The organism is Micromonospora chokoriensis (assembly GCF_900091505.1).
GTDB lineage: Bacteria > Actinomycetota > Actinomycetes > Mycobacteriales > Micromonosporaceae > Micromonospora > Micromonospora chokoriensis.
In genome coordinates this window covers 5,014,492-5,038,246 of the sequence record NZ_LT607409.1, presented here as the reverse complement: position 1 = coordinate 5,038,246, position 23,755 = coordinate 5,014,492, and the positions used below count along the sequence as shown (strand labels likewise).

Genomic DNA, 23,755 nt, shown 5'->3' with positions numbered 1-23,755 from the left:
TCCGATCACCAACGGACACGTCGAGTCGCTCGGCGTCACGCCGTGATCTGGCTTCGTCACGAGGCCTGATCGGAACCGGTCCACAGTGCTCTCTGCACAGTGTCCGGCCGGCCGCAACCGCTGCGGACGGCGCCCCGCGTAGCCCGGTGAAGAACTTCACAGGGGTTGGGCGATCGTCACCGAACGTGCCTAACGTCGGTCGGGTTCGCCACTGCGGACACCACGGCCGGCAACGCCAAATCCTGCCCCCGGCCGTCGGAACCCAGTCACCCGGGCAGGAGCGGGGGACCCACACGTTCCTCGGTGCATGTCACCTCGGGGTGAAGCCGCCACCGTGCGGCCGGGCTCCTCGGCCCGAACCCGACAGCTCACCTCGCCGGCGTGGAGGAAGCTCACATGACGTCTGTTCACACGCCCCGTCATCGACGGGTCACCACCCGCCGCCTCGCCGTCGGCACCCTGGCCGTCGGCGCGGTCACCGGCGCTGTCGCCCTCTTCGGCCCGGCCGCCCCGGCGCAGGCCGGAGTCAACTGGGACGCGATCGCCAAGTGCGAGTCCGGCGGTAACTGGAAGATCAATACCGGCAACGGCTACTTCGGTGGCCTGCAGTTCTCGCAGAGCACCTGGGCCGGTTACGGCGGCAAGAAGTACGCCGCCCGCGCCGACCTGGCCAGCCGTGGCGAGCAGATCGCCATCGCCGAGAAGGTGCTCGACGGGCAGGGCATCGGTGCCTGGCCGACGTGCGGCAAGAAGGGCGGCTCGTCGGGCGGCTCCGCCACGAAGTCGACGAAGTCCACTGCGAAGTCGACCAAGTCGACCGCGAAGCCCACCGAGCGGCAGGAGCGGCCGTCGCGCGGCGAGCAGCCGGCGACCCGCAACCACGAGCGCACCGCGGCGCCGGCCGGCGGCCAAACGTACCTGGTCAAGCCGGGCGACACCCTGTCGGAGATCGCCGACGCCCATCGGGTGTCCGGCGGCTGGCAGGCGCTGTACGAGCACAACCGGAAGCTGATCGGGGCCGACCCCGGTCTGATCTTCCCGGGTCAGAAGCTCAGCCTCTGACCGACGGCACACGAACGCTCGGCCGGGTCACCGGCCGAGCGTTCGTGTGTTCGGTGCTGGTCAGCCCGAGTGGCGGGTCGGGTTCGAGTCACGCCGCCGAGGCGGATGCCTTCGGCGCTCGACGAGACGCCACCGGGCCGGCATTGCGACCCCAGCGGGAGGTCGGTGCCAGATCGGTCCCGCCGTCGACGGTCCCCTCGACGGAGTCAGACGCGCCGCGGGACAGACGCAGCGAATGCTCGGCGCCCTGACGGGCAGCGCAGGGCCAGGCCTGCCCGGCGCACTGGAGATTGCGGCAGTGGCCCTCGTCGTCCGGCTCGTGGGCGCTCAACACGTCGATCGCCAGTTGCCAGAGCAGCGGGTCGGTCACGTCGTGCGGGCGCTCGGCGCCGCGGCTCGCTCGGTTGCTGGTGTCCTCGGACATGGTGGGTCCCCCCTTGTCAGGCTGTACCCCTCAAGGGTCACCCGTGGGCCGCCGGCTAAACCGCCGACCTGCTGTGATGTGTCTCCGGTCGCAACTCCGCGCGTGGACACCGCACGCAGATCGGTCAATCCGGCAGCAGCGGCATCTCGTCACCCGGCTCCCGGCCGAGCAGGACCGCACGGGTGAGCGCCGTCGAGCCGAACCGGTCGCGGACCGCGTCGACAGCGGCGTCCAACTCCGCGCCCGGGTCACTGTGGAACGGCAGCTCCGGCTGCACCGGACTGTCGTCCAGGTTGCCCACCGACACACCGATCAGCGTGACACCACGACCGTCGATCTCGGGCTGGGCCGCCCGCAGCAACGCGCGCGCGGCGGCGAGCAGCGGCGTCGTGTCCGCGGTCGCCTTGCCGATGGTGTGCGAGCGGGTGCAGGTGCCGGCCGGCACCGGACCCGAGCAGCGACACCAACGCGGCCTCACCGAGCCGGGCCACCTCGCCGACGGTACGGATCCGGTGCTCCCGCAGCTTCGCGGAGGTGACCGGGCCGACGCCCCACAACCGTTCGACCGGAAGCGGGTGCAGGAACGCCATCTCGGCGTCCGGTGCGACCACCAGCAGGCCGTCGGGTTTCGCCACCCCGCTGGCCACCTTCGCCAGGAACTTCGTGCGGGCCACACCCACGGTGATCGGAAGGTGGACCCGTTCACGAACCTCCCGACGCAGCCGCGCCGCGATGTCGGCCGGTGGCCCGACCAGCCGCCGCAGGCCACCCACGTCCAGGAACGCCTCGTCGATGGAGATCCCCTCGACCAGCGGAGTGGTCTGCCGGAAGACCTCGAAGACCGCGCGGCTCGCCGCCGTGTACGCCGACATCCGAGGCGGCACCACGATCGCGTCCGGACACAGCCGGCGTGCCTGCTGGCCGCCCATCGCGCTGCGGACGCCCCGCGCCTTCGCCTCGTAGCTGGCCGCGAGGACCACGCCCCCGCCGACGATCACCGGCCGGCCGCGCAGACGTGGATCGTCGCGCCGCTCGACCGACGCGTAGAAGGCATCCAGGTCGGCGTGCAGGATGCTGGCACCGGGCGATACGTACACATGTTCGCATGGCATCCGGTGATCGCGGCAGTGACCTGGGCGGACGTGGCGTCAGTCGAGGCAGAATTCGTTGCCCTCCGGGTCGGCCATGACGAGGTGACCGGCACCCAGCGGGGGAGCGGGCTCGTGGCGACTGAGCCGGGTGGCACCGTACGCGGCGAGCCGCTCGGCCTCCTTCTCCAGGGCCGCCATCCGCTCGTCACCCTCCAGCCCGGGTGCGGCCCGCACATCGATGTGTACGCGATTCTTGACCTGCTTGGGCTCGGGGACCCGCTGAAAGAACAGGCGTGGCCGCGAGCCCTCGGGGTCGACCACCGCCGACGCGTCGTTGCGGTGCTCCGGCGGCACCCCCATCGCGTCGAGCGCCTGCTCCCAGGACTCGAAGTTCCCGGGCGGGCCCTGCACCTGGTAGCCGAGGGCCTCGGCCCAGAACGCCGCCAACGCGGCGGGGTCGGCGCAGTCGAAGGTGATCTGCATGTCGCGGGCCATGTCAGCTCCCTGTCTCGTGATCCTGGTCGGTCATGGGCCCAGCCTCTCGTTGATAGCGGACAGAACCGTTCCGCATTGTGTGTAACGATCGGCGCGTGACCGTCGAGGCGACGACCGAGCGGGTGTTGCGGCTGCTGGCGCTGCTTCAGCGGCGGCCATCCTGGACGGCTGCGGACCTCGCCGCCGAGCTCGGCGTCACCGACCGTTGCGTGCGCCGTGACGTGCAGCGACTGCGTGCGCTCGGCTATCCCGTGCACGCGGTGCCGGGGGTCGCTGGTGGCTACCAGCTCGGTGCGGGCACCCGCCTGCCACCGTTGCTCCTCGACGACGAGGAGGCGATCGCGACGGCGGTCTCGCTGCGCCTCGCCTCGGGCGGCACGATCGCCGGCGCGGGCGAGGCGGCCCTGCGGGCCCTCACGAAGCTCGACCAGGTCATGCCGGCACGGTTGCGCGCCGAGGTACGGGCGGTGCACGGTTCCACCGAGACGCTCATGGGTCCGGTGGCCGAGATCGACGCGGAGGTGCTGGTGACGCTGGCCCGGGCCTGCCGCGATGCGGTGCGGGTGCGATTCACCTACGAGGCACGCAACGGTGGGCAGCACGAGCGGACGGTCGAGCCGGTCCGGATGGTCACGACAGGTCGCCGCTGGTACCTGATGGCCTGGGACGTGGACCGCGACGACTGGCGGACGTTCCGCCTGGACCGGATGGCTGCCGCGTTCGCGACGACCTGGCGTTTCCGGGCGCGCGAGCACCCGGACCCGGTTGCCTTCGTCCAGCGGGCCGTGACCGAGGCGTCGTACCGGTACCTCGCCCGGGCACGTGTGCGCGCGACGGTCGACCAGGTGCGGGAGGTGGTGCCGCCCCAGGTGGGGCGGGTCGAGGACGACCGCGACGGGTGGTGCGTGCTGGTCGTCGGCGGGGAGCGCCTGGACTGGCTCGCCGCGCACCTCGCCCGTCTGAGTTACGAGGTGGAGGTGGTGGAGCCTCCGGAGTTGCGCGACGCCGCGGCCCTGCTCGCCCGCCGGCTCGCGGCGATGGCCGGCACGGCGTCACCGGACAACGTGTAGTGACGCAGCGACACCGCGCTGCCGTCGGGTGCGGTCCACGCAGCGGTGCTGGTCCCGGCGTACCGCCATCCGGTGCGCTCGTAGAGGGCGGTGGCCGCAGCGCCGTCGGACGTCACCTCGAGCGTCAGATCGGTCCCACGTGCGCTCGCCCACCGGCGAACCCGGTCCAGCAGCGCACCGCCCAGCGCCAACCCCCGGGCGCTCGGCGCCACGAACAGACGTACCACCTCGGCCGTCGGCCGGGCCACCGACGCGCCCGCCGGCCCGGGCACCACCCGGTGCACCGCGACGTGCCCGACGATCGCCGCGTCGTCGGTGACAGCGACCCAGGCGTGGTCCGGGCGCGGCTCACTCAGCCAGCGGCGCGGTTCGGCGGGCCAGTTCACTGGATACCTGTCGACCCGGTGGACCTCGGCGAGCGCCGCGACACATCCGTCGAGGTCGGCGGCCCGCCGTCGGCGGATGCGCGGTGTGGTCACAGGTCGTCGAACGGGCGTGCGTACCGGAACTCACCCCGGATCGAGTCGCGCCACGCGGCCATCGGACGGGCCATGAAGTACTGCGGCCCCCAGGGCTGTGGCGGAGTGACGCCCAGGTCGACGGCGGGCCCGAATCCGAAGCGCGGGTAGTAGTCGGGATGCCCGAGCAGCACCACGAGCGGCTCGTCCCGCGCGTCGGCCGCGCCGAGCACCGCGTGCATCAACGCGCTGCCGACGCCGCGTCGCTGCCAGTCGGGCAGCACGCCGAGCGGCCCCAGGCCCAACGCCACCGGCTCGCCGCCCACCAGGCCGCGGGTGGCCACCACGTGACCCATCACCTGGCCGTCCGAATCCACAGCCACCAGGGAGTACGCGGGCAGCCAGCCCTCGTCGGCGCGCAGCGCGTCGACCAGTGTCGCCTCCGCCGGAACGCGGTCGCCGTCGCCGTCGGTCTTGGCGAATGCGGCGGCGTGCACCGCCCGGATGGCGTCGACGTCGGCGGGTGTCTCACGTCTGATCAGCACCGCGCCACGATACGGCTCAACCGGCCGGGCCTCCACGCGTTTATCGCGTTCGACCGCCGACGACGCGGTGCTCTCGGCCTGCTGCCGCGCGCGCCGCATACCGCGCGGTGACTGCCGCTCGCCGAATGCCGTGCGTCCGATGCCTGCGCCGACGGCGTTGGTCATCGGCGAAAGGCGGCGGTCTGTCGGTATGTCGCCAGAACGCTTGATGCCACTGTGGCATCTAGATGCCACAGTGGCATCAAGCGTTGCCACCATGGTTCCGGGGCCTCCGCTTCCCGATGAGCTGTCCGCCGTTCTTGCCGTGCCGTGGCCGGCGGACCTGTGTGACGCCGGGTCGGGCGGGCCTGCCGCGGTGGGGTGTCTCGTCAGCCCACGGCGGTGGCCGAGGGTGGGGCGCTGCCCCCCTGCGGTGCCTCCGGCGTCATCAGTCGCACGATCTCCGCCTGGTCGGCTGCCGAGGGCAGACCCCAGTGCCGCTGGTAGCCGTACACCTCGTGCAGGGGGGTGGAGCCGGTGCGGCCGTCCAGGATCTCCACGGCATCCGTGTCGATTAGGCCGGGGTGTTCGACGCCGCAGGCCTCGGCGACCCTGGTCAGGTCGCGGCGCAGCGTTCGCAGGTAGTTGGCCGCCCGCACCGACTTCAGCGACGGGTCCAGGCCCCGGGCGAGCCACGCGTTCTGGGTGGCGACGCCGGTGGGGCAGGTGTCGGTGTGGCACTTCTGGGCCTGGATGCAGCCGATGGAGAGCATCGCCTCCCGGCCGACGTTGACCATGTCGCAGCCGAGCGCGAAGGCGACGATGGCGTTGTCCGGCAGGCCGAGCTTGCCGCCGCCGACGAAGACCACCTGTTCGTGCAGGTCGTGTTCGGCGAAAATCTTGTACACCCGGGTGAAGCCCTGCTGGAACGGGAGTGACACCGAGTCGGTGAAGATCAGCGGTGCGGCGCCGGTGCCGCCCTCGCCGCCGTCGATCGTCACGAAGTCCACGCCGCGGCCGGTGTCCCGCATCAGCGTGACCAACTCCTGCCAGAAGCCCAGGTCGCCGACCGCCGACTTGATACCGACCGGCAGGCCCGTCTCGGCGGCCAACAGTTCGACCCAGTCGAGGAGGCTGTCGCAGTCGGAGAACTCGGCGTGCCGGGACGGACTCACGCAGTCCTGCCCGGCCGGGATACCGCGGGTGGCGGCGATCTCGGCGGAGACCTTCGCGCCGGGCAGCAGACCGCCGAGGCTCGGCTTCGCGCCCTGGCTCAGCTTGATCTCCAAGGCCTTCACCGGTGCGCCGGCAACCAGGTCCTTGAGGCGGTCGAGACTGAATCGGCCCTGCTCGTCGCGGCAGCCGAAGTACGCCGTCCCGAGTTGGAAGACCAGGTCACCGCCGTTGCGGTGGTACGGCGACAGGCCGCCCTCGCCGGTGTTCTGGAAGCAGCCGGCGAGCGCCGCCCCCTTGTTCAGCGCGGCGATGGCGTTGCCGGAGAGCGAGCCGAAGCTCATCCCGGAGATGTTGACCACCGACTCCGGGCGGAACGCGTGGGCCCGACCCCGGGCGGCGCCGAGCACCTTCGCGCACGGCAGCCGTACGTCGTGCCCAGCGGTCGGTGTGGACGGCGGAACGGCCCGGCCGAACGTGCGGTGCTTGATGATCGGATAGCCGGGGGTGTACTCGATGTCGTTGTCGGTGCCGAACCCGAAGTAGTTGTTCTGCTGCTTCGCCGAGGCGTACACCCACCGGCGCTGGTCGCGGGTGAACGGCCGCTCCTCGTTGTTGCCGGCCACGATGTACTGCCGAAGCTCCGGCCCGATCGCCTCCAACAGGTAGCGGGCGCGTCCGAGCACCGGGAAGTTGCGCAGCAACGCGTGGTCGCGCTGGATCAGATCCCGCGCGGCGAGGGCCGCGACGGCGGCGGCAGCAGCGGGTACGGCTCGACGGGCCCATGTCATGTCCGGCACTTTCTCCGCCCGCACGTCGGCTCAAACCGTCCGGCGGCGCGTTGGCGCTGGTGGATCGGCCGGCGGCGGCGCGGGTCGGACCCGCACCGCCGCCTCGGGCTCAACGGTGCCGGTACGACTGGCGGACCGACCCGCCGACGATCGTGCACCACGTGCTCGTGCTGACCTTGCCGTTGCGGGGCAGGCCGTGCAGCGCCTGCAGGTCCTGCACGGCGGCGCGGGTGGCGGGGTCGTACGCCCCGGTGACGGTGACCGCGTACCCCTTGGTGGCGAGTATCTCCTGGACGGCCGTGACGGGCGCGCCGGTGGCGTGCTGGTCCAGCTCCGGTGCCAGCGTCTCCCAGGTCGGCGGGGTGAGGGTGGCGTCCACGTCCACCGGGATGCCGTTGCGGGCCTGCCAGTCCTGCACCGCCGCCACGGTCGCGGCGTCGAAGGTGCCGCTGACCGCCACCGCGTAGCCCCGGTGCGCGAGCAGGTGCTGGACGACCCGGACCGAGGGGGAGTTCACGAAGCGCCACAGGTCCGGCCAGCGGCGCGCCGGCACGTCGCCCAGCTTGGTGCCGAGGGCGGCGTGCACCCGCCGGCGCAGCTCCGGGAACTGCCGGTAGAAGGCGGCGCCCGGGCACTCGGTGGTGCGGAAGTCCCAGTGGCCGAAGATGTCGTACGCGTGCAGCCCGTACTGTCGACAGATCGCTACGCAGAGCTTGACCAGGGAATCCGTCAGGGCCTTCGGTGGCGTCTCGGTGACGTAGGTGCCCTCGTTCTCGATGCCGATGGCCCGGCCGTTCTCACCCGGGCAGTGCGCGGAGATCATCTGCCGGTCGCCGGCTTCCAGGCGCTCCAGGCTGCCCCGGCGCCCCTCCAGCACGTAGCCGCCCCGGCTCACCGTGAAGTGCTGGCCGGTGTCCGACCAGCCGTTGCCGTCCATGTGCAGGTCCTGGCAGTCGTGGGCCAGCTTGACCGCCTGCTCGCGGGAGTAGTCGGTGACGTTCGGGAACGCCATGTGATGCACGATGATCTTGTTGGTGGCGATGGCGCTGACCGACAACGGGTCCTTCGGCGGGCGAGCGGCCCACTCGTCGCAGCTGATGATCCAATCCAGGTCGGTGCCGGGGGCGGCCTGCGCCGAGGCGGGGAAGGCGAGTTCGCTCCCGACGACGGCGACAGTGGCGGCGCCGAGACCGGCCCGCAGCAGCGTCCGGCGATCCAGTTCGGAATGGTCGACGTGCATGACATCTCCTCCTGCGGCCGACGGCGGGGGGATGAAAAGTAGCTCCAGTGGCCGCACGCACTCCGGAGAATATTGCCAACACTCGTCCGCGCGCTAGACCCCGTCCAACCAGGCCGGTGTTTCCGCACGGGTGGGTGGGGGTAGGTCGGGACCGACCGTCCCAGCTGCCCCGAAGAGGAATGAACCAGATGAGTGACAACGTCAGCGACGCGGTGGGCGACGCCCTCCGCTCGGTGATGCTCTTCCTGCCCAAGGCCGTCGCCTTCCTGGCGATCCTGGTGGCGGGTTGGCTGATCGCCAAGGCCGCGCTGAAGATCGTGGAGAAGGTCCTGGAGCGGGTGGGCTTCGACCGTGCCGTCGAACGCGGGGGCGTCCGTCGTGCGTTGAGTCGTTCCCGGTACGACGCCAGCGACATCGTCGCGAAGCTCGTCTACTACGCCCTGCTGCTGTTCACCCTTCAGCTCGCCTTCGGCATCTGGGGTCCCAACCCGATCTCCGACCTGCTCGGCGCGGTGATCGCGTGGCTGCCCCGCGCCTTCGTCGCGATCGTCATCGTCGTGGTGTCCGCCGCCATCGCGAGCGCGGTGAAGGACATCATCAGCGGCGCGCTCGGCGGCCTGTCGTACGGCCGGGTGCTGGCCACCACCGCCTCGGTGTTCATCCTCGGCCTGGGCGTCATCGCCGCGCTGAACCAGATCGGTGTCGCCACCGCGGTCACCACTCCCGTCCTGATCGCCGTCCTGGCCACGATCGGCGGCATCCTTGTCGTCGGGGTCGGCGGTGGTCTCATCCGTCCCATGCAGAGCCGGTGGGAGGGGTGGCTGACCCGTGCCGAGCAGGAGTCGCAGCTGATCGCCGAGCACGCCCGCGCCTACCGGGCCGGTCGCCGCGACGCCGAGGCCGAGCTGGCCCGCGCGGCGGCTGTCCCCGCCACGCCGGACGCCGCGCCGGCGCGGCCGTCCTTCGTCGACACCGACGCGGAGGCCACGCAGGTGGTGACCCGGCCGTCCGATCCGGAGGCCACGCAGACGGTGACGCGACCGTCCGATCCGGAGGCCACCCAGGTGGTGACCCGACCGTCCGACGCGGACGCGACCCAGGTCGTGAGTCGTGGTGACGCCGACACGACCCAGGTGGTGAGTGCCGGTGGCGCGGTGCCCGGCCCGCGTACCAGCGACGACAGCGAGGCGACCACGGTTATCCCGCCGGTCGACCCGAACCGGCGCTGACACGCACGTCACCGGCGGGGTGGGATCCTTCGGGATCCCACCCCGCCGCACGTCGCCCGGCGCACCGAAAGCGCTGGCGAGCAGGACGGGTCGCGGCTAGCATCCGGGCTGACCTGGCGACATTGATCCCGCCGCGTAGGCCGATCCCGTGGGCCACCACGGGCACCGCACATCCGGTGTCCGTCTCCACTCCCACGGGAAGGCCCCATGATTCACATCGCCTCGCGCGTGCCCGAGCCGGCGGTCCGCCGGCTGACGGCCACCCTTTACGGGTACGCGTTCCTCAGCGACCTTGTCCTGCTCTACCCGCTGTACGTGGTGTTCTTCGCCGACACCGGGCTGTCCGTCGGGCAGATCTCGTCGCTCTTCGTCATCTGGTCGGCCGCCGGCATCCTGTTCGAGGTGCCGTCCGGCGCGTGGGCCGACGTGGTGTCCCGCCGACTGCTGTTGTGCCTGGCCCCGCTGGTGAGCGCCGCCGGGTTCGCGCTCTGGGTGCTGGTGCCGTCGTACCCGGCGTTCGCGCTCGGGTTCCTGCTCTGGGGAGCGGGAGGGGCGTTGGTCTCCGGCGCGCTGGAGGCGCTGGTCTGGACCGAGCTGGACCGGCTCGGCGCTGTCGACAGGTACGCCCGGGTGCTCGGACGCTCCCGGACAGCCGGCGTGCTTGGCGTGGTGCTCTCCGGGGTGCTCGCCGGCCCGGTGCTCGCCGTCGGCGGCTACCCGGTGGTGGGCGCCGCCAGCGTGCTCGCCTGTCTGCTCGCCGCGGCGGTCGCCGCCCGATTCCCGGAGCACCGCCCAGCACCCGTCGCGAACGACGCCGCCGGGCCGGACCACACCGCCGGGCCGGACCACACCGCCGGGCCGGACCACACCGCCGGGCCGGACCACACCGCCGGGCCGGACCACACCGCCGGGCCGGACCACACCGCCGGGCCGGACGCCGCCGCCGACCTGGGGTGGTGGGACACGTTGCGGGCCGGGGTGGAGCAGGTCCGCAGCCGCCCGCCGGTACGGGCCGCAGTGCTGCTGGTCGCCGTGGTCGCCGCGGACTGGGGCGCCCTGGACGAGTACACCCCGCTGCTGGCCCTGGACAGCGGCGTCGGCGCGCAGACCGTGCCGTTGCTGCTCCTGCTGCTCTGGGCCGGGGTGACGGTCGGCGGACTGCTCGCCCCGGTGGGGGAGCGGTGGGGCAGTCGGGGTTACGCGGCACTGTTGGGTCTGGTCGGTGTCGGGCTGGCCGGGGGTGCCCTGCTCCGGCACCCGGCGGGGTTCGCGTTGCTCGCTGTCGGGTTCGGCGCTGCCCAGCTGGCCACCGTGCTGGCCGACGCGCGGCTCCAGGCCCGGATCAGCGGCGGCAGCCGGGCCACCGTCACGTCACTGGCGGGGATGGCCACCGACGTGCTGATCATCGTGACGTACGCCGGTTACGGCCTGCTCGCCACGTTTGCCGGCAACGCGGTGGCGTTCGCGGTGACGGCCGTGCCGTACGGGGTGCTGGCGGTGGTGCTCCTGGCCCGCGGTCGCCGACCCGGAGCGGTGTCCCGCGACGCCGCCGCCTCGACGAGCGGTCAGGGCTGGTCACCGTCGAGGTAGACCCAGCGGCCGTCCTCGCGCACGAACCGGCTGTGCTCGGTCAACGTGCCGGGCTGCCCGGCGTCGCGGTAGTGCGCGTGGAAGGTCACCGTGCCGGCGGTGTCGAGCAGGCCGCCCCGCTCGGTGCCGACGATCTCCAGTCGGGTCCACCGCTGCCCCGGGTCCAGCGCAAGGGAGGTGGGCCGGGTCGAGGAGTGCCAGCTGCGCAGCAGGTAGGCGGTGTCGCCGAGGGCGAAGGCGCTGAACCGGGAGCGCATCAACGCCTCGGCAGTCGCTGCCGGCTGGTCGCCGCCGTGCGCCGGTGCGCAGCAGTCCGCGTACGCCTGCCCGGAGCCGCACGGGCAGCCCCGTCCCGTCGTCGTGTTCGCCCGCCGGCGTGCCTTGCCCACCTCGCCATCCTGCCGTACCGGCCGCACCGCCCGACGGTGACCCGGGCCGGTTGACGACCGTCCCTAGACTCGCGGCATGAGTCGATCGCCTGCCGTGCCGCTCGCCCCGAACGTCTGGCGCATCCCCACCCAGGGGCGCTCAGCCGTCAACTCGTACGCGTTCGTCGACGGCGACGGCAGCGTCACGCTCGTCGACTGCGGGCTGGCCAAGGCGCCGGCCCGGATCGTGCGCGGGCTGGCGGCGATGGGCAAGGTGCCCGCCGACGTCACCCGGATCGTGTTGACCCACGCACACCCCGACCACGCCGGTGGCGCGGCGGAGATGTCGCGGCGTACGGGTGCCCCGGTGGCGGCGCACATCGGCGACGTTCCGTACGCCGAGGAGGGCCGCGCGCCGGTCAGCGACCCGACGGTGACCGGCGGCCGGCTCTTCGCCCGGCTCAACAGCGGCCGGTTTCCGGCGGTGCGGGTGGCGCAGCCGCTGGCCGACGGCGACGTGCTCGACGTCGGCGGTGGCCTGCGGGTGGTGCACACCCCCGGCCACTCGCCGGGTCACGTGTCGTTGCTGCACGAACCGACCCGACTGTTGATCACCGGGGATGCGCTGTTCAACATTCTCGGGGTCCGCTACTCGCCGAAGGTGCTGTGCAGCAACTTCACGATGACGCAGCAGACCGCCCACGTGTTCGGCGAGTTGGAGTACGACCTCGCCGCCTTCACCCACGGCCCGGAGTTGACCGACAACCCCCGCGAGAAGATCCGCGCCTTCCTCTCCGCGCACCGCTGAACAAGCGGCCTCACAGCCAGCCGGAGCGGCGGAACAGGCGGTACAGGGCCAGGGCGGCGGCAGCCATCAGGGCGAGGGCGCCGGCATACCCGTAGCGCCAGGCCAGCTCGGGCATGTGGTCGAAGTTCATGCCGTAGATGCCGGCGATACCGGTCTGGGTGGCCGCGATGGCCGCCCACGCCGCGATCTTGCGCATGTCGTTGTTCTGCTCCACGGCGAGCTGCGCCAGCCGTGACTGCACGATCGAGGTGAGCAGATCGTCGTACGCGGCCACCCGGTCCACCGCTCGGCCCAGTCGACCGTCCACGTCGACGAACCAGCGGTGCAGGGCGCGGGGCGCGCCGTCGGGGTCGAGCAGCGTACGCAGGGGCGCCTGCAACGGCAGGACCGCCCGCTTGAACTCGACCACCTCCCGTTTGAGCTGGTAGATGTGCTGGATGTCGGCGGTACGGTCGCGGGCGAACACCGCCTCCTCGACCCGTTCCAGGTCCCGCTCGACATGCCCGGCCACCTCCAGGTACGAGTCGACCATCCGCGCGCAGACCGCGTACGCCACCGCCCACGGGCCGGCGGCCAGCAGGGCGGGGCGACTCTCGATGCCGGCGCGGACGCTGCGGAGCGCCCCGGCGGCGCCGTGCCGCACGGTGATGGCGAACCGGTCCCCGAGCAGCACCATCACGTCTCCGGTGTCGATCACCTCGGAGGTGTCGGTCAGCTCGTCGTGTTCCACGTACCCGGCGGTGCGCAGCACCAGCAGCGTGACCGGTCCGTGGCGCTGCACGGTGGGTCGGTGCCCGTCGGCGAGGGCCTGTTCGACGGTCAGCTCGTCCAGGCCGAAGGTGCGGCCGACCGCGGCGAGGACTGCCGCACCCGGGTCGTGCAACCCCAACCACACGAAGGAGTCACGGCCGTGCTGGGCGCGGGCGTACGCGTCGGCGTAGTGCGGTCGGCCGGGCTGGCGTCGACCGTTGACGTAGACGGCACAGTCGACCACCGCGTCCGGGTTGGAGCGGCGAGGGCTCGGGACGTCGTTCTCGACCCGGCCGAGCAGTCGACGGGCCAGGGCGCGTACGCCTCGACCGGCCCGGTCCCGTGTCGCCCGCTGATCCACCGTGTGCCTCCCCGTCGCCGGCGCACCGCCTCGATCAGGGATGGTGCCACCGCATTGTGCCGAGCGCGGTCCGGCGTACGACAGCGGGGCGTGGCTCAGGAGGTGCGGGTGGCGAAGACGACGACGTTGTCGACGTAGTTGCCGGTCGTGGCGTCGAACCGGCCGCCGCAGGTGATCAGGCGCAGCGCGGCGGCGTCCGCCGGGCCGTAGACGAGCGTGGTCGGGAAGTGCTCCTTGGGGTACGCCCGTACGTCGTCCACTGTGAACGTGACGACCCGCGTGTCGGCGCGGGTGACCTGGATCTGCTCGCCGGCGCGCAGCCGTCCGAGGTCGAAGAAGACCGCCGGGCCGGCCGGTGAGTCGACGTGTCCGACCAGGACGGCGTTGCCCGTCTCGCCGGGGCTCACCCCGTGCCGGTACCAGCCGGCGAGGGTGGGCCGGTCCAGTGGCGGCACTTGCAGCACCCCGGCCGCGTCGGCGCCGACGGGGACGACCTCCGCGCGTACACCGATGGCGGTGATCTGCACCAGGACCGGCGCGGCGCGCGGGAGCGGCACCAGGTCCGGTGCCGGCTCGGTGCGTCGTGGCGCGTCGGCGGGCGGTCGTGGTGGCGTCGCCGGGTCGGCGGTGAGGCCGACCGTGATCAGCCCCAGCCCACTCACGGCGAGCAGGGCGACCGCCGCCGGCAGGGTCCGCCGCCACCACACGTGGGCACCTCCGTTGGGATCGTCGGGATGCCCGCGCCGGTGTCGCCGGCGCGGGCACCCGTCCTCAGGGATGGAACGGCCGCCGGTCAGGCGACAGTGGACACCGGGCGACGCCGGCGGATCAGGATCACCGCGCCGGCCAGGGCGGTGCCGAGCAGTGTGCCTCCGGCGGCCAGGGCGCCGTTGTCGCGGCTGTCGCCGCCGGAGCCGGCGGGCGCGCCGCCGATCGGGGTGACGGTGAACGTCGCGCTGCCTGCCGAGCTGCCGTCGCCGCAGGTCGCGGCCACCGTGTACGTGCCCAGGGTGAACCCGGCGGTGAAGAGTTCGGCGCTCAGCCCGCCGCCGGCGGCGGCCGTCGTGGACCTGACGTTCTGGTCGCGGTTGGGGCCGGTGACCCGGAACAGGGCGTCACCCGACTTCGGGTTGCAGGTCGTCGCGGTGAGCACGACGGTCCCTCCGACCGGGGTGGTGGCCGGTGACACGGTGGTGTCGGCCAGTGCGGCGCCTGGCAGCAGGAGTGTGCCGAGGCCCACGCCGAGCGCCGCCGAGCAGAGTGCTGTTGAGACCTTCATACGCGTCTTCCCTCACTTTTCGTCCGCTGACTGCGTGGGACGTCGTTCGGGTGGCCAACTCCGTGACTAGCACCGGTGTGCCCAACACTAGGTGGGTTGGGCCCACGATCAGGTGAAAATGAGAATTCCTCGTTGCCGTCACGTGTCCACCCGAAGGCGGGGAGAGCTGCGCAAAGCCCCGGACGGTCCGAGCAGCGCCGGTCCTCCGGTCGATGTCGGGCTGTCGCGGCTGGGTCGATGGCGAGGTATTGACGGAAATACGCCGGCTGGGCGTCCGGTCAGCCCGCCGGCGTCGGCTCGGGCATCGGCTCGCCGGTTTCGAGGAGCGTCTTGAGGCTGGCCAACAGCTCCGGCCAGCCTCCACTGCCGTCGAGTTGGCCGCTGATCGCCCGGTGCATCTCGCTGTCCGGGGAGAAGTCGTCGTGGATCACGGTCAGCCGGACGGCCGCCGGGCCGTGCGGCTCGATCTCGAACGTCACTGTCGACCGACGCTCGCCGAGGCGGGCGGCCAGCTCCTCGGCGGACCAGCCGAAGTGCTCGGCGTGCTCGGGTTGGAAGCCGTGCCAGCTGTAGGAGAGCAGGCGGTACGGCTCCGCGGCCAGCACCCGCTGGCCGAGGTCGCGGGGCTCGTCGCCGGGCGCGTCCTGCCACAGCACTGGCGACCCGACCTGCCAGTCCGACACGAGCGCGATCCCACCCCAGTAGCGACGGGTGAACGCCGGTTCGATGAGCGCGGCCCACAGTCGCTGTGGGGTGGTGGTGACGTACGTCGTGTAGGCGAAGGTCGGGCTCTCCATGGGTTGTCGCTCCAATGCGCTGGTCAGGTCGGCGAGGGCGGACGCGCGCTCACTGTCGTAGCGGCTGAGCCACCGGTCGGCGATGGCGTTGATCGGGGCGGCGTTGAGGTAGTGCACCTTCTGCCGGCCTCGCCGCACGCTCGTGACGAGGTTGGCCGCCTCCAGGACCGAGAGGTGCTTGCTGACGGCCTGCCGGGTCGTCGCCAGCCCGTCGCAGAGCTCCCGCAGGGTCTGGCCGTTGCGCGCGTTGAGTCGGTCGAGCAGCTCACGTCGGCTGGGGTCGGCCAGTGCCCGGAACGCCTCGTCCACCGACCCCCCAACAGGCAACCGTCTGGTTGCCCATCAAGATAGGCAACCAGAAGGTTGCTCGTCAAGTGTCGCACCGCGCTCCGGCCGGAGCGGCGTGACCGGCCGCGCAGCGATGTGGCAGCGTGGGGCGGGTGACCGAATCCGCGCCGCTGGACGTCGACCTCGCGCTGCTCGGCGGCGGCGGCGCGGCGTCCCTGCTGCTCGCCGCGCTGGACCGGCACGGCGTCCACGACCTGCGCATCGCCGTCGTCGACCCGGTCCGCCGGCGTGGTCAGGACCGCACCTGGGCGTTCTGGGGCCACCCGGGCACCGACCTCGACCCGCTGCTCAGCGCGAGCTGGCAACAGGTCGAGGTGGCCACCGCGGCGCGACGCCGCGTCCTGGACCTGACCCCGCTGCGGTACGCCATGCTCCGCTCCGGCCCGGTCTACGACCGGGCTGCCGCGGCCGAGCGCCGGCTCGACGCGACCCGGATCGTCGCGCCCGCCGACACCGTGACCGACGACGGCACCCGGGTGCGGGTCCGCACCGGCGACGGGCACACAGTGCGGGCCGGATGGGTGCTCGACTCGCGCCCCCGCCCACCGGCGCGCGCCGGTCGCACCACCTGGTTGCAGCACTTCCGCGGCTGGTGGTTGAAGGCCGACCGACCCGTCTTCGACCCGACGCGCGCGGTGCTGATGGACTTCCGCACCCCGCAGCCGCCCCGGGGCGTCTCCTTCGGGTACGTGCTGCCGGTGAGCGACCGTTACGCCCTGGTCGAGTACACCGAGTTCTCACCCGACCTGCTCACCGACGCCGGGTACGACGCGGCGCTGGCCGGCTACCGGGACCTGCTCGGTTTGGACCCGGCCGGACTGCGGGTACGCGAGGTGGAGAACGGGGTGATTCCGATGACCGATGCACCGTTTCCGGCCCGCCCGTCGCCCCGGGTGGTCCGACTCGGTACGGCCGGCGGCGCGACCCGCCCCTCCACCGGATTCACCTTCTCCGCCATGTACCGCCAGGCCGACCAGGTGGCCCGCGCCCTCGCGGCGGGGCGACCGCCGGTGCCTCAGGCGGCGTACCCCCGTCGGCACCGCTGGATGGACGCGGTGGCGTTGCGGGCGCTCGACCGGGGCGGGGTCGGTGGCCCGGACTTCTTCGACCGGCTCTTCGACCGCAACCCCGCCGAGCGGGTGCTGCGCTTCCTCGACGGGGTGACCACCCCGGCCGAGGAGATCGCCATCATGAACTCCACCCGGCTGCTCCCGATGATCGCCGCCACCGCCGGCGACGCGGCGCACCGCGTCCGCGACCGGCTGCGACCCACCCGACCCGTGCCGGCCGTCCCGCCCGCCGTGGTCGGCGCGGAGCCCAGCCCGTAGCGGCCTGCGCGCCCACCGCCGCATCCGCCCCGACGGCGGCGGCGCGCCCGGCCCCCGGGCAGCGAGGACGACGTCACCGCGCGGTAGGTTGCCGGGCATGGTGGACGCGGCGGCCGGCAGGGGCGTGCAGATCTGGACCGACGGGGCGTGCAGTGGCAACCCCGGGCCGGGCGGTTGGGGTGCCCTGCTGCGCTACGGCGACCACGAGCGGGAGCTGTGCGGCGGCGAGGCCACGCCGACCACCAACAACCGGATGGAGCTGATGGCGGCCATCCAGGCGTTGGAGAGCCTGAACCGGCCGGTCACCGTGGAGCTGCACACCGACAGCACGTACGTGCGCAACGGCATCACCAGTTGGCTGGCGTCCTGGAAGCGCAACGGCTGGAAGACCGCCGCCAAGCAGCCGGTGAAGAACGCCGACCTGTGGCAGCGGCTGGAGGCGGCCTGCGAGCGGCACCAGGTCACCTGGCTGTGGGTGAAGGGGCACAACGGTCACCCGGAGAACGAGCGGGCCGACGGGCTGGCCAACAAGGGCATGACCGAGGCGCGGGCCGCGCTCGCCGGCCGCTGACCGTCAGCGGGTCGCGTCCGGGTGCCCCGGCATGCTGGACCCGCCGCCGCTGCTGCCGGACGAGCCACCGGTCATGCCCGAGCTGTTGTCCTCGGTCACGATGTCCGGGCGCACGTCGGTGTCGGCCGGCGCCGGCACCTCGGTGTCCGCCTCGACCTGCACCAGCGGCACTTGGCCGGCCTCGTCCTCGCTGTGCTGCGGGTCGCCCGGCAGCTCACCGTCGCGTTTTCGGAAACCCACGCCGTGCCCCCCCGTCGATACCGGTCAGCGTCGGCGCTGGCTACCCGGCGTCGTCCCGACCGAAACCTCGCGGGGCGTCGTCAGGCGGTGGTCGGGCGCGTGATTCGAGGGTGTTCGCGGCCGACGGATTCTCAGCGTCGTCGGCTGCGCCGGGCGGCAGTGCCGGCCCGCGACGGCTGCCGGACCGGGGTGAGCGGCAGCGCCGTCCAGTGCGCCGGCCGGGTGAGCGTCGCCGGCAGGCCGGTACGCGCGTCACCCCGCGCGGCGTCCAGTTGCGCCTGATGCAGGAAGAGAGCACGGCGCAGATCCGCCCCGCGCAGGTCGGCCCCGCGCAGGTCCGCCCCGGTGACGTCGGCGAGACCCAGGTCGACGTCGCGCAGGTCGGCGCCGATCAGCAGCGCCCCGCGCAGGTTGGCCCGGCGCAGGTCGACCCGGCGCAGGTCGACGCCGAGCAGGTGCGCGCCCCGGTGGTCGACGCCGCCGGGGGAGCGGGCCACGTCGCCGGCCCGCGACAGCAGAGGGTTGACCCGGGCCCTTTGCGCGGCGACGTCCACCGCGCGTAGCTGCGCCACGTCACCGGCGGTGAGCACGGCGGTCTCGGTGCGGGCGTGCTCCAGCTCGTCGCGCAGGTCGGCCGGCGGGTGCAGCGCCACCGCCGCGTCGAGATACCAGAGCAGTTCGTGCAGGGGGCGCAGCACGGCGAACGCCTCCGCCATGGCCGGCAACGTCTCCGGCGCGTCCCGCCAGTCCCGCCCGCCGAAGGTGACCTGCGCGACCTGCTGCCCGGCGCCGAAGCAGTCGAACACCGTGCAGCCGGGAAAGCCGCGTTGCCGCAGCTCGGTGTGGATGCCGCAGCTGTGGTCCGGGCCCAGGTGGGGGCACGGCCGACCGGCCGGCTTGTCGATAGCGAAGTCGGCCGACGCGGCGAAGGCGGGCACCACGCAGCACAGCCCGAAGCAGCGCCCGCAGTCCGCGCGTAACTGCGCCGACTGCGGCGGCGGTGCGGGGCTGGGTGACACGCGGACGTCCTCCTGGTGCGGGCGAGGCCTTCATTGTTCCGCGTACCGAACCGAGCGGACCGTCGGGGGTCACCGTCCGTGGTTGTCCCCGGCCGCCGCGGAACGAGGTTCCGGGGTACGGGAGGCGCCCGGCGGCGGCACCAGTCGGTAGACAGCCCGGCCGCCGTCGTCGTGGCCGTACTTCTGATCGAAGTGGCGTTTCACGACCTCGGCCGGCGTGTGGTCACCGTCGGCCGGCTCGGCCAGCGCGAACACGGCGGGCGCCGCCCCGGGTGCGCGGGGCGGCAACACGGCTCGCACGGTCAGCGGCCCGGTCACCCGGAAGCCACGGCAGTCGACGAAGTGCTGCCCGTCCACCGTCACGTACGGCACCCGTACCTCCACCACGTCCGAGTCGTCGTGGCGCAGGGTGACCGTGACCGACCAGTACCGTTCCAGGTCCAGGGTGGCCTGGTCGTGCTCCCACAGCTCCTCGAACCGGGCGTGCACGAACCCGCCCCACGGGCTGTCCATGTCGACTTCCAGTTGGGGAACGTTGAACGACAACTTCCCGATCGGGAAGAACGAGATCAACGCCCGCCCGTCCCACTGGTAGAGCTGGATCGACGGTGAGGCGTCGTAGAGCCGGACCTGGAGGCGGTGCCGCAGACGGCTGTCGAGGGCGTCGGCGAAGGCGGCGAGGTGACGCAGGTTGGTGCGGATCTGCCGCGGCACGTCCACCCGCTGCCGCTCCAGCTCCTCGGAGCGCTGCTGGGCGGCGGTGCAGTCCGGGTCGAGCAGGAGCAACTGCACCTGCGCGCCGTTGGCCAGCGCGGCCCGGATCGCGGTCAGGGTCTCCTCGCGGTGCCGTTGCTCCAGCAGGATGGTCCAGGTGTCCAGGATGCGGACCCGGCGGCCGGAGCGGTGCAGCCGCGTCACGAAGGCCTGCTGGTCGAAGCTGAGGTGCTCCTGCACCCTGGCCTTGCGGGCCTCCTCGAACAGCGGGTCGAAGATGACGTACGAGATGGCCGCGAGCACCACGCTGGCCCCGAGGTTGAGCAGCAGGTCGCTGAGGAACCCGGTGCTGCGCCAGGCGCCCAGCAGCATCGCGACGGCGATCCCGAGCAGCGCCCCACCGACGCCGAAGGCGCGCCGCTGCCGGCCACCTCGACCAGCCCACCCCGGCATCCGACCCCCTTCCGCCATCGGCCGTCCCGGCCGCCGCCCACCGATCCGAAACGCGGACGATACGTGCCGGCTTCGCCGGCCGCTGTCCCGTTCGGGGGCGACGGTTTCGCCGCCCGGACCGACTCCACCCCTCATAGGGTGACGGTAACGGGGTGGCGCGACCACGGAGGGTAGGCGCGGTGGACGACAGCGAACGTGAGCAGGCGTTGCTCAGCGCGTTGACCACCGAGCACTACGCGTTGGAGAGCGCCCGCGCCGGCACGATCGCCGAGGCCACCGGCCGGGCCACGATCTTCCTGTCCGTCCTGTCGGCAGCCCTGATCGGGCTCGGTTTCGTGGCCACCAACGAGACGCTGCTCCGGCCGTACCTCGGCGCGGTGCTCCCGACCCTGCTCGTCGTCGGGTTGCTGACCTTCCTGCGGCTGGTCGAGACCACCGTCGAGAACGCGTTGGACCTGCGGCGGATCCAACGCATCCGCGCCTATTACCACCACCGGTTCGCCAGCGAGCACGAGTTCTTCAGCGACGCGGTCACCGACGAGGGCACGATGCGCTCGGCCTGGAAGCTGGTCGGCATCAAGCGTGGCTGGTGGGAGTTTCTGCTCACCACCGCCGCGCTGGTCGGTGCCGTGAACGCGGTGCTGCTCGGCCTCGCTGTCGCCCTGCTGGTCGGACTGGCCGGGCTCGGGCACGTGCTGGCGATCCCGGCCGGGGTGGTGGCGGCGCTCGTCGCGTTCGCCGCCCAGTTCGTCTACATCCTGCGGACGGCGGCGGTCGAACCGCTGTGACGGCACCGCCCCCGTGGCGGTCCACGCGTCACGCGCCGACGGCGTACGGTCGTCCGATGCGGATCACGCGGTTCACCCATGCCTGCGTCCGGGTCGAGCACGACGGCGGGGTGCTGGTGATCGACCCGGGGACGTGGAGCGAGCCACGTGCCCTGGTCGGCGCGGACGCCGTCCTGGTCACCCACGAGCACACCGACCACGTGGACGTGCTGCGCCTCGCCGGCCTGGGCGTCCCCGTGTACGCCCCGGAGGGTGCCCGACTGCCCGACCTCGCGCCGCTGCCGGTGACCCGGGTCCGCGCGGGGCAACGCTTCACGGCGGCCGGCATCGAGGTCAGTGCACACGGCGGCCGGCACGCGGCGATCCACGAGGGGCAGCCGGACTGCCCCAACCTGGGCTACCTGGTCGGTGACGGGCTCTACCACCCCGGTGACTCGTTGCACGTTCCGGACGAGCCGGTCCGCACACTGCTCGTCCCGGCCCAGGGGTCGTGGCTGCGCCTCGACGAGGCGATCCGATTCGCCGCCGCCGTCGGTGCCGCCGCGGCCCACCCGATCCACGACGCGCAGCTCAACGAGCGTGGCCTGGCCAGCGTCGCCGGCTGGTTCGGCGAGACGATCCCCGGCTACCGCCACCTCGCACCCGGCGATACCGCCTGAGGGACCACACCGGTGGCGGCGACCGTGCGGGCCGGCCGGTCGAGGGAGCGGGCCGGTCAGCCCAGGAACAGCTGGACCAGGACGAGCACGGCGAGCAGCGCCGGCCCCCGTGAGCCCTGGCGCAGCAGGTCGACAGGGACCATCCCGAACGGGGTGTTGACAGTCGCGCCGCCGTAGTCGATCGGTGGGCGGGTGCCGGCCCGGAACGCGGCGGCCACCACCCCGAGCGCCAGCGTCGGCGCGAGCCACGCCGGCCCCGGATCGACGGTCGGCACTGTCAGCAACCACCACAGAGCCGCGCCGACGGCCGGCACCACCACGTGGATGCCGCGCAGCAGGTTGTCGCTGCCCCCGAGCGCCCGACGCAGCCCGGGTGAGCGGCTGATCGACCGCAGACCACCGGTCAGCCGGTCGACGGCGAGGTACGCGAACACCACCTGAGCGGCCCCGGCCAACCCGGGCATGGCGAGCGCGGCAGCATACTGCACCCCGATCAGCGCCGCCCAGATCAGCACCGCGCTCGGGTGACGGCGCAGGCGTCGGACGTCGGCCTGGAGCAGCGCCCACCAGCCCGGACCGGGCCGGAACCGGCTGCTGCGGACCTTGCCGACCCGACGCCACCGCCGGCTCTCCACCAGCCCGGCGAGGAGACTCGGGTCCAGCAGGATCATGGCCGTGGAGGCGGCGTTGGCGAACTGGGCGCCGGTGGTCAGCGTGGCCCGGTCGACGCGGGGCAGCGCGCGTACCGCGAGGACCGTGCCCACGCCCACGAACGGCACCGCCACGGCGAACAGCGCGATGGTGGGCGTCGCCGCCGGTCGGGGCAACGCGTCGCCCAGGCCCCCGACGAACACCACCGCGCCGGTGATCACGGCGGCCGCGACCAGCGGGACCGCGCCGATCAGCATCGGCCACCGTCGACCGGCCCGGCTGCTCTGGGCGACGACGCTGAGCGCCAGCGCTGCCGCGCCCCACCCCGCGCCGGCCGCCGCCGCCCAGCCCAGGGCACCCGGGTCGCTGACACCGCCGAGCGCCGCCACGGCCGCCCCGAGCGTCGCGGTGCCGGCCGCCGCGCCCACCAGCAGGAGGGCGAAGCGCGGCGCCAGCCACGCCCGCCGGTCCACCGGCGCGCTGGTCGCCCAGCTCTGCGTCGCCGGGGTGACCAGCAGCGGGCCGAGCGCGCGCAGACCCCGCCAGGCGAGGCCGGCACCGGCCAGCAGCGCCGCGACCGCCAACCACCAACGCACACCCGGCTCGGCCTGCCCCACCGTGGGGGAGTCCAGCAGGTCACGGCTGGCGCTGACCGCGAACCACCCGTACATGCCCGTGAACAGGACGATGACGTACGCGTCGCCCAGCACGTCGCTGAGCGAATGGTCGTGGTGTCGGCTGCGCGCCTTGCGCAGGCGCGTGCGCAGCTGCCGCGCGCTGGGCACGCCGGTCGACGTGCCGGCGATCGTGGCCGTCGGGGCGGTCACCGGCCGATCTCGATGCGCTCGTCGACCACCGCGTCGATCAGCTCGGGATCGTGCGAGGCCAGCAGCACGGCGGTGCCCGCCTCGCGTTCGCGGAGCAGACGCTCGGTGAGCCACTGCCGCCCACGGACGTCCAGCCGCTGCTCGGGCTCGTCCAGGATCAGCACCCGACGGGGGCGGACGAAACACGAGGCGAGCGCCAGCCGGCGGCGTTGACCGCTGGACAGCGTCACCGGCAACTGGTCCCGGGCCGCCTCCAGGCCCAGCTCGGCGAGGACCTCCTCGACCGGTTCGGCATCCCCACCGTGCGCGTAAGCGACCAACTCCAGGTGCTCGACCACGGACAGGTCGGGGAAGAAGTCGATGTCGTCCAGGGCGGCGGCCATCAACGCCCGCACCTGCGGGTCGGTCTCGTCGGCCCGCCGGCCCTGCACCAGCACCTCGCCCGCGTCCGGCCGGTCCGCGCCGACCACACACCGCAGCAGGGTGGTCTTGCCGCTGCCGTTCGGGCCCAGCACCACAGCGATCCGACCCGCCGGGAGTGTGAAACTCACGTCGTCGAGCACCACCAGATTGCCGAAGTTGCGACTGAGTCCCCGTACCGCGAGCGCGTCCACGATCACAGAGTCTCCCAGAGGCGCGCCACCGGC

26 protein-coding genes, 2 pseudogenes and 1 riboswitch are annotated in these 23,755 nt (G+C 72.9%); of the genes and pseudogenes, 9 read left to right on the top strand and 19 right to left on the bottom strand.

The features are described from left to right. Positions 1–223 precede the first annotated feature (223 nt). Positions 224–396: riboswitch (cyclic di-AMP (ydaO/yuaA leader) on the top strand. Beyond that, positions 397–1,062 (top strand): LysM peptidoglycan-binding domain-containing protein, encoded by a 666-nt coding sequence (locus GA0070612_RS23405; protein ID WP_088989867.1) that lies wholly within the window; start codon positions 397–399, stop codon positions 1,060–1,062. An 88-nt stretch (positions 1,063–1,150) separates the two neighbouring features. Here GA0070612_RS23405 and GA0070612_RS23400 read toward each other — a convergent pair whose 3' ends face one another. The 5 genes and pseudogenes from GA0070612_RS23400 to GA0070612_RS23390 all read right to left on the bottom strand — a co-directional run bounded on the left by GA0070612_RS23400 (position 1,151) and on the right by GA0070612_RS23390 (position 3,072). After that, positions 1,151–1,486, bottom strand: a complete 336-nt coding sequence (locus tag GA0070612_RS23400; protein ID WP_088989866.1) for a hypothetical protein — start codon at positions 1,484–1,486, stop codon at positions 1,151–1,153. 124 nt (positions 1,487–1,610) lie between these two features. Next, positions 1,611–1,763: a hypothetical protein gene (locus GA0070612_RS32630; protein WP_231924741.1), complete on the bottom strand. Its 153-nt coding sequence runs from the start codon at positions 1,761–1,763 to the stop codon at positions 1,611–1,613. A 48-nt stretch (positions 1,764–1,811) separates the two neighbouring features. Then, a pseudogene (locus GA0070612_RS32625) lies at positions 1,812–1,931 on the bottom strand (hypothetical protein); the annotation flags it as partial. Then, a pseudogene (locus GA0070612_RS23395) lies at positions 1,912–2,598 on the bottom strand (Y-family DNA polymerase); the annotation flags it as partial. The pseudogenes GA0070612_RS23395 and GA0070612_RS32625, both read right to left, overlap by 20 nt. Before the next feature lie 36 nt (positions 2,599–2,634). Further along, on the bottom strand, positions 2,635–3,072 hold the full coding sequence (locus GA0070612_RS23390) for a VOC family protein (RefSeq protein WP_088989865.1): 438 nt from the start codon (positions 3,070–3,072) through the stop codon (positions 2,635–2,637). A 95-nt stretch (positions 3,073–3,167) separates the two neighbouring features. Between GA0070612_RS23390 and GA0070612_RS23385 the strand changes: the two genes are divergently transcribed. Continuing rightward, positions 3,168–4,142 (top strand): helix-turn-helix transcriptional regulator, encoded by a 975-nt coding sequence (locus GA0070612_RS23385; RefSeq protein ID WP_088989864.1) that lies wholly within the window; start codon positions 3,168–3,170, stop codon positions 4,140–4,142. Here GA0070612_RS23385 and GA0070612_RS23380 read toward each other — a convergent pair. The 4 genes from GA0070612_RS23380 to GA0070612_RS23365 form a co-directional block, all read right to left on the bottom strand. Then, positions 4,037–4,621: a GNAT family N-acetyltransferase gene (locus GA0070612_RS23380; RefSeq protein WP_088989863.1), complete on the bottom strand. Its 585-nt coding sequence runs from the start codon at positions 4,619–4,621 to the stop codon at positions 4,037–4,039. The genes GA0070612_RS23385 and GA0070612_RS23380 overlap by 106 nt on opposite strands. Beyond that, complete coding sequence (locus GA0070612_RS23375) at positions 4,618–5,145, bottom strand: GNAT family N-acetyltransferase (RefSeq protein WP_088991712.1); 528 nt, start codon at positions 5,143–5,145, stop codon at positions 4,618–4,620. Before GA0070612_RS23375 ends, GA0070612_RS23380 begins: the two co-directional genes overlap by 4 nt. Before the next feature lie 368 nt (positions 5,146–5,513). After that, entirely contained in the window at positions 5,514–7,088 is a 1,575-nt protein-coding gene (locus tag GA0070612_RS23370) for an FMN-binding glutamate synthase family protein (protein WP_088989862.1), read from the bottom strand. Positions 7,089–7,197: 109 nt separating this feature from the next. Next, positions 7,198–8,328, bottom strand: a complete 1,131-nt coding sequence (locus GA0070612_RS23365; RefSeq protein WP_088989861.1) for a peptidoglycan recognition protein family protein — start codon at positions 8,326–8,328, stop codon at positions 7,198–7,200. 188 nt (positions 8,329–8,516) lie between these two features. Between GA0070612_RS23365 and GA0070612_RS23360 the strand changes: the two genes are divergently transcribed. Together GA0070612_RS23360 and GA0070612_RS23355 are read left to right on the top strand one after the other, a co-directional pair. Next, positions 8,517–9,557: a mechanosensitive ion channel family protein gene (locus GA0070612_RS23360; protein ID WP_088991711.1), complete on the top strand. Its 1,041-nt coding sequence runs from the start codon at positions 8,517–8,519 to the stop codon at positions 9,555–9,557. Positions 9,558–9,764: 207 nt separating this feature from the next. After that, positions 9,765–11,147 (top strand): MFS transporter, encoded by a 1,383-nt coding sequence (locus tag GA0070612_RS23355; protein ID WP_088989860.1) that lies wholly within the window; start codon positions 9,765–9,767, stop codon positions 11,145–11,147. Here GA0070612_RS23355 and GA0070612_RS23350 read toward each other — a convergent pair. Next, the gene (locus GA0070612_RS23350; RefSeq protein WP_088989859.1) at positions 11,123–11,536 is read right to left on the bottom strand and encodes a YchJ family protein; all 414 of its coding nucleotides are present in this window, start codon (positions 11,534–11,536) and stop codon (positions 11,123–11,125) included. The genes GA0070612_RS23355 and GA0070612_RS23350 overlap by 25 nt on opposite strands. 76 nt (positions 11,537–11,612) lie before the next feature. Between GA0070612_RS23350 and GA0070612_RS23345 the strand changes: the two genes are divergently transcribed. Then, entirely contained in the window at positions 11,613–12,323 is a 711-nt protein-coding gene (locus tag GA0070612_RS23345) for an MBL fold metallo-hydrolase (RefSeq protein WP_088989858.1), read from the top strand. Positions 12,324–12,333: 10 nt separating this feature from the next. Here GA0070612_RS23345 and GA0070612_RS23340 read toward each other — a convergent pair whose 3' ends face one another. From GA0070612_RS23340 to GA0070612_RS23325, 4 genes are all read right to left on the bottom strand, one after another. Further along, positions 12,334–13,434 (bottom strand): magnesium and cobalt transport protein CorA, encoded by a 1,101-nt coding sequence (locus GA0070612_RS23340; RefSeq protein ID WP_088989857.1) that lies wholly within the window; start codon positions 13,432–13,434, stop codon positions 12,334–12,336. A gap of 95 nt (positions 13,435–13,529) precedes the next feature. Next, on the bottom strand, positions 13,530–14,141 hold the full coding sequence (locus GA0070612_RS23335; RefSeq protein WP_088989856.1) for a class F sortase: 612 nt from the start codon (positions 14,139–14,141) through the stop codon (positions 13,530–13,532). An 86-nt stretch (positions 14,142–14,227) separates the two neighbouring features. Next, the gene (locus tag GA0070612_RS23330; protein WP_088989855.1) at positions 14,228–14,713 is read right to left on the bottom strand and encodes a hypothetical protein; all 486 of its coding nucleotides are present in this window, start codon (positions 14,711–14,713) and stop codon (positions 14,228–14,230) included. A 278-nt stretch (positions 14,714–14,991) separates the two neighbouring features. Continuing rightward, positions 14,992–15,819, bottom strand: coding sequence for an ArsR/SmtB family transcription factor (locus GA0070612_RS23325; RefSeq protein ID WP_088989854.1), 828 nt, complete (start codon positions 15,817–15,819; stop codon positions 14,992–14,994). 131 nt (positions 15,820–15,950) lie between these two features. Between GA0070612_RS23325 and GA0070612_RS23320 the strand changes: the two genes are divergently transcribed. After that, positions 15,951–17,186: a lycopene cyclase family protein gene (locus GA0070612_RS23320; RefSeq protein WP_088991710.1), complete on the top strand. Its 1,236-nt coding sequence runs from the start codon at positions 15,951–15,953 to the stop codon at positions 17,184–17,186. Between the two features lie 97 nt (positions 17,187–17,283). Next, a complete protein-coding gene (gene rnhA / locus GA0070612_RS23315) occupies positions 17,284–17,757 on the top strand; it encodes a ribonuclease HI (protein ID WP_088989853.1) in 474 nt (157 codons plus the stop codon). Between the two features lie 3 nt (positions 17,758–17,760). On the opposite strand, the gene GA0070612_RS23310 is transcribed toward rnhA, so the two are convergent. From GA0070612_RS23310 to GA0070612_RS23300, 3 genes are all read right to left on the bottom strand, one after another. Then, positions 17,761–17,997, bottom strand: coding sequence for a preprotein translocase YidC (locus GA0070612_RS23310; protein WP_088989852.1), 237 nt, complete (start codon positions 17,995–17,997; stop codon positions 17,761–17,763). Between the two features lie 131 nt (positions 17,998–18,128). Further along, entirely contained in the window at positions 18,129–19,016 is an 888-nt protein-coding gene (locus GA0070612_RS23305) for a pentapeptide repeat-containing protein (RefSeq protein ID WP_088989851.1), read from the bottom strand. A 69-nt stretch (positions 19,017–19,085) separates the two neighbouring features. Continuing rightward, entirely contained in the window at positions 19,086–20,183 is a 1,098-nt protein-coding gene (locus GA0070612_RS23300; protein ID WP_088989850.1) for a DUF5919 domain-containing protein, read from the bottom strand. 179 nt (positions 20,184–20,362) lie between these two features. Between GA0070612_RS23300 and GA0070612_RS23295 the strand changes: the two genes are divergently transcribed. Both GA0070612_RS23295 and GA0070612_RS23290 read left to right on the top strand, forming a co-directional pair. Then, on the top strand, positions 20,363–20,971 hold the full coding sequence (locus GA0070612_RS23295) for a hypothetical protein (protein WP_088989849.1): 609 nt from the start codon (positions 20,363–20,365) through the stop codon (positions 20,969–20,971). A gap of 56 nt (positions 20,972–21,027) precedes the next feature. Beyond that, positions 21,028–21,630: an MBL fold metallo-hydrolase gene (locus GA0070612_RS23290; protein ID WP_088989848.1), complete on the top strand. Its 603-nt coding sequence runs from the start codon at positions 21,028–21,030 to the stop codon at positions 21,628–21,630. Positions 21,631–21,686: 56 nt separating this feature from the next. Here GA0070612_RS23290 and GA0070612_RS23285 read toward each other — a convergent pair whose 3' ends face one another. Together GA0070612_RS23285 and GA0070612_RS23280 are read right to left on the bottom strand one after the other, a co-directional pair. Continuing rightward, positions 21,687–23,108, bottom strand: coding sequence for a DUF6297 family protein (locus GA0070612_RS23285; protein ID WP_088989847.1), 1,422 nt, complete (start codon positions 23,106–23,108; stop codon positions 21,687–21,689). Then, on the bottom strand, positions 23,105–23,728 hold the full coding sequence (locus tag GA0070612_RS23280; RefSeq protein WP_088989846.1) for an ABC transporter ATP-binding protein: 624 nt from the start codon (positions 23,726–23,728) through the stop codon (positions 23,105–23,107). The genes GA0070612_RS23285 and GA0070612_RS23280 overlap by 4 nt, the downstream gene beginning before the upstream one ends. Between the last annotated feature and the right edge of the window lie 27 nt (positions 23,729–23,755).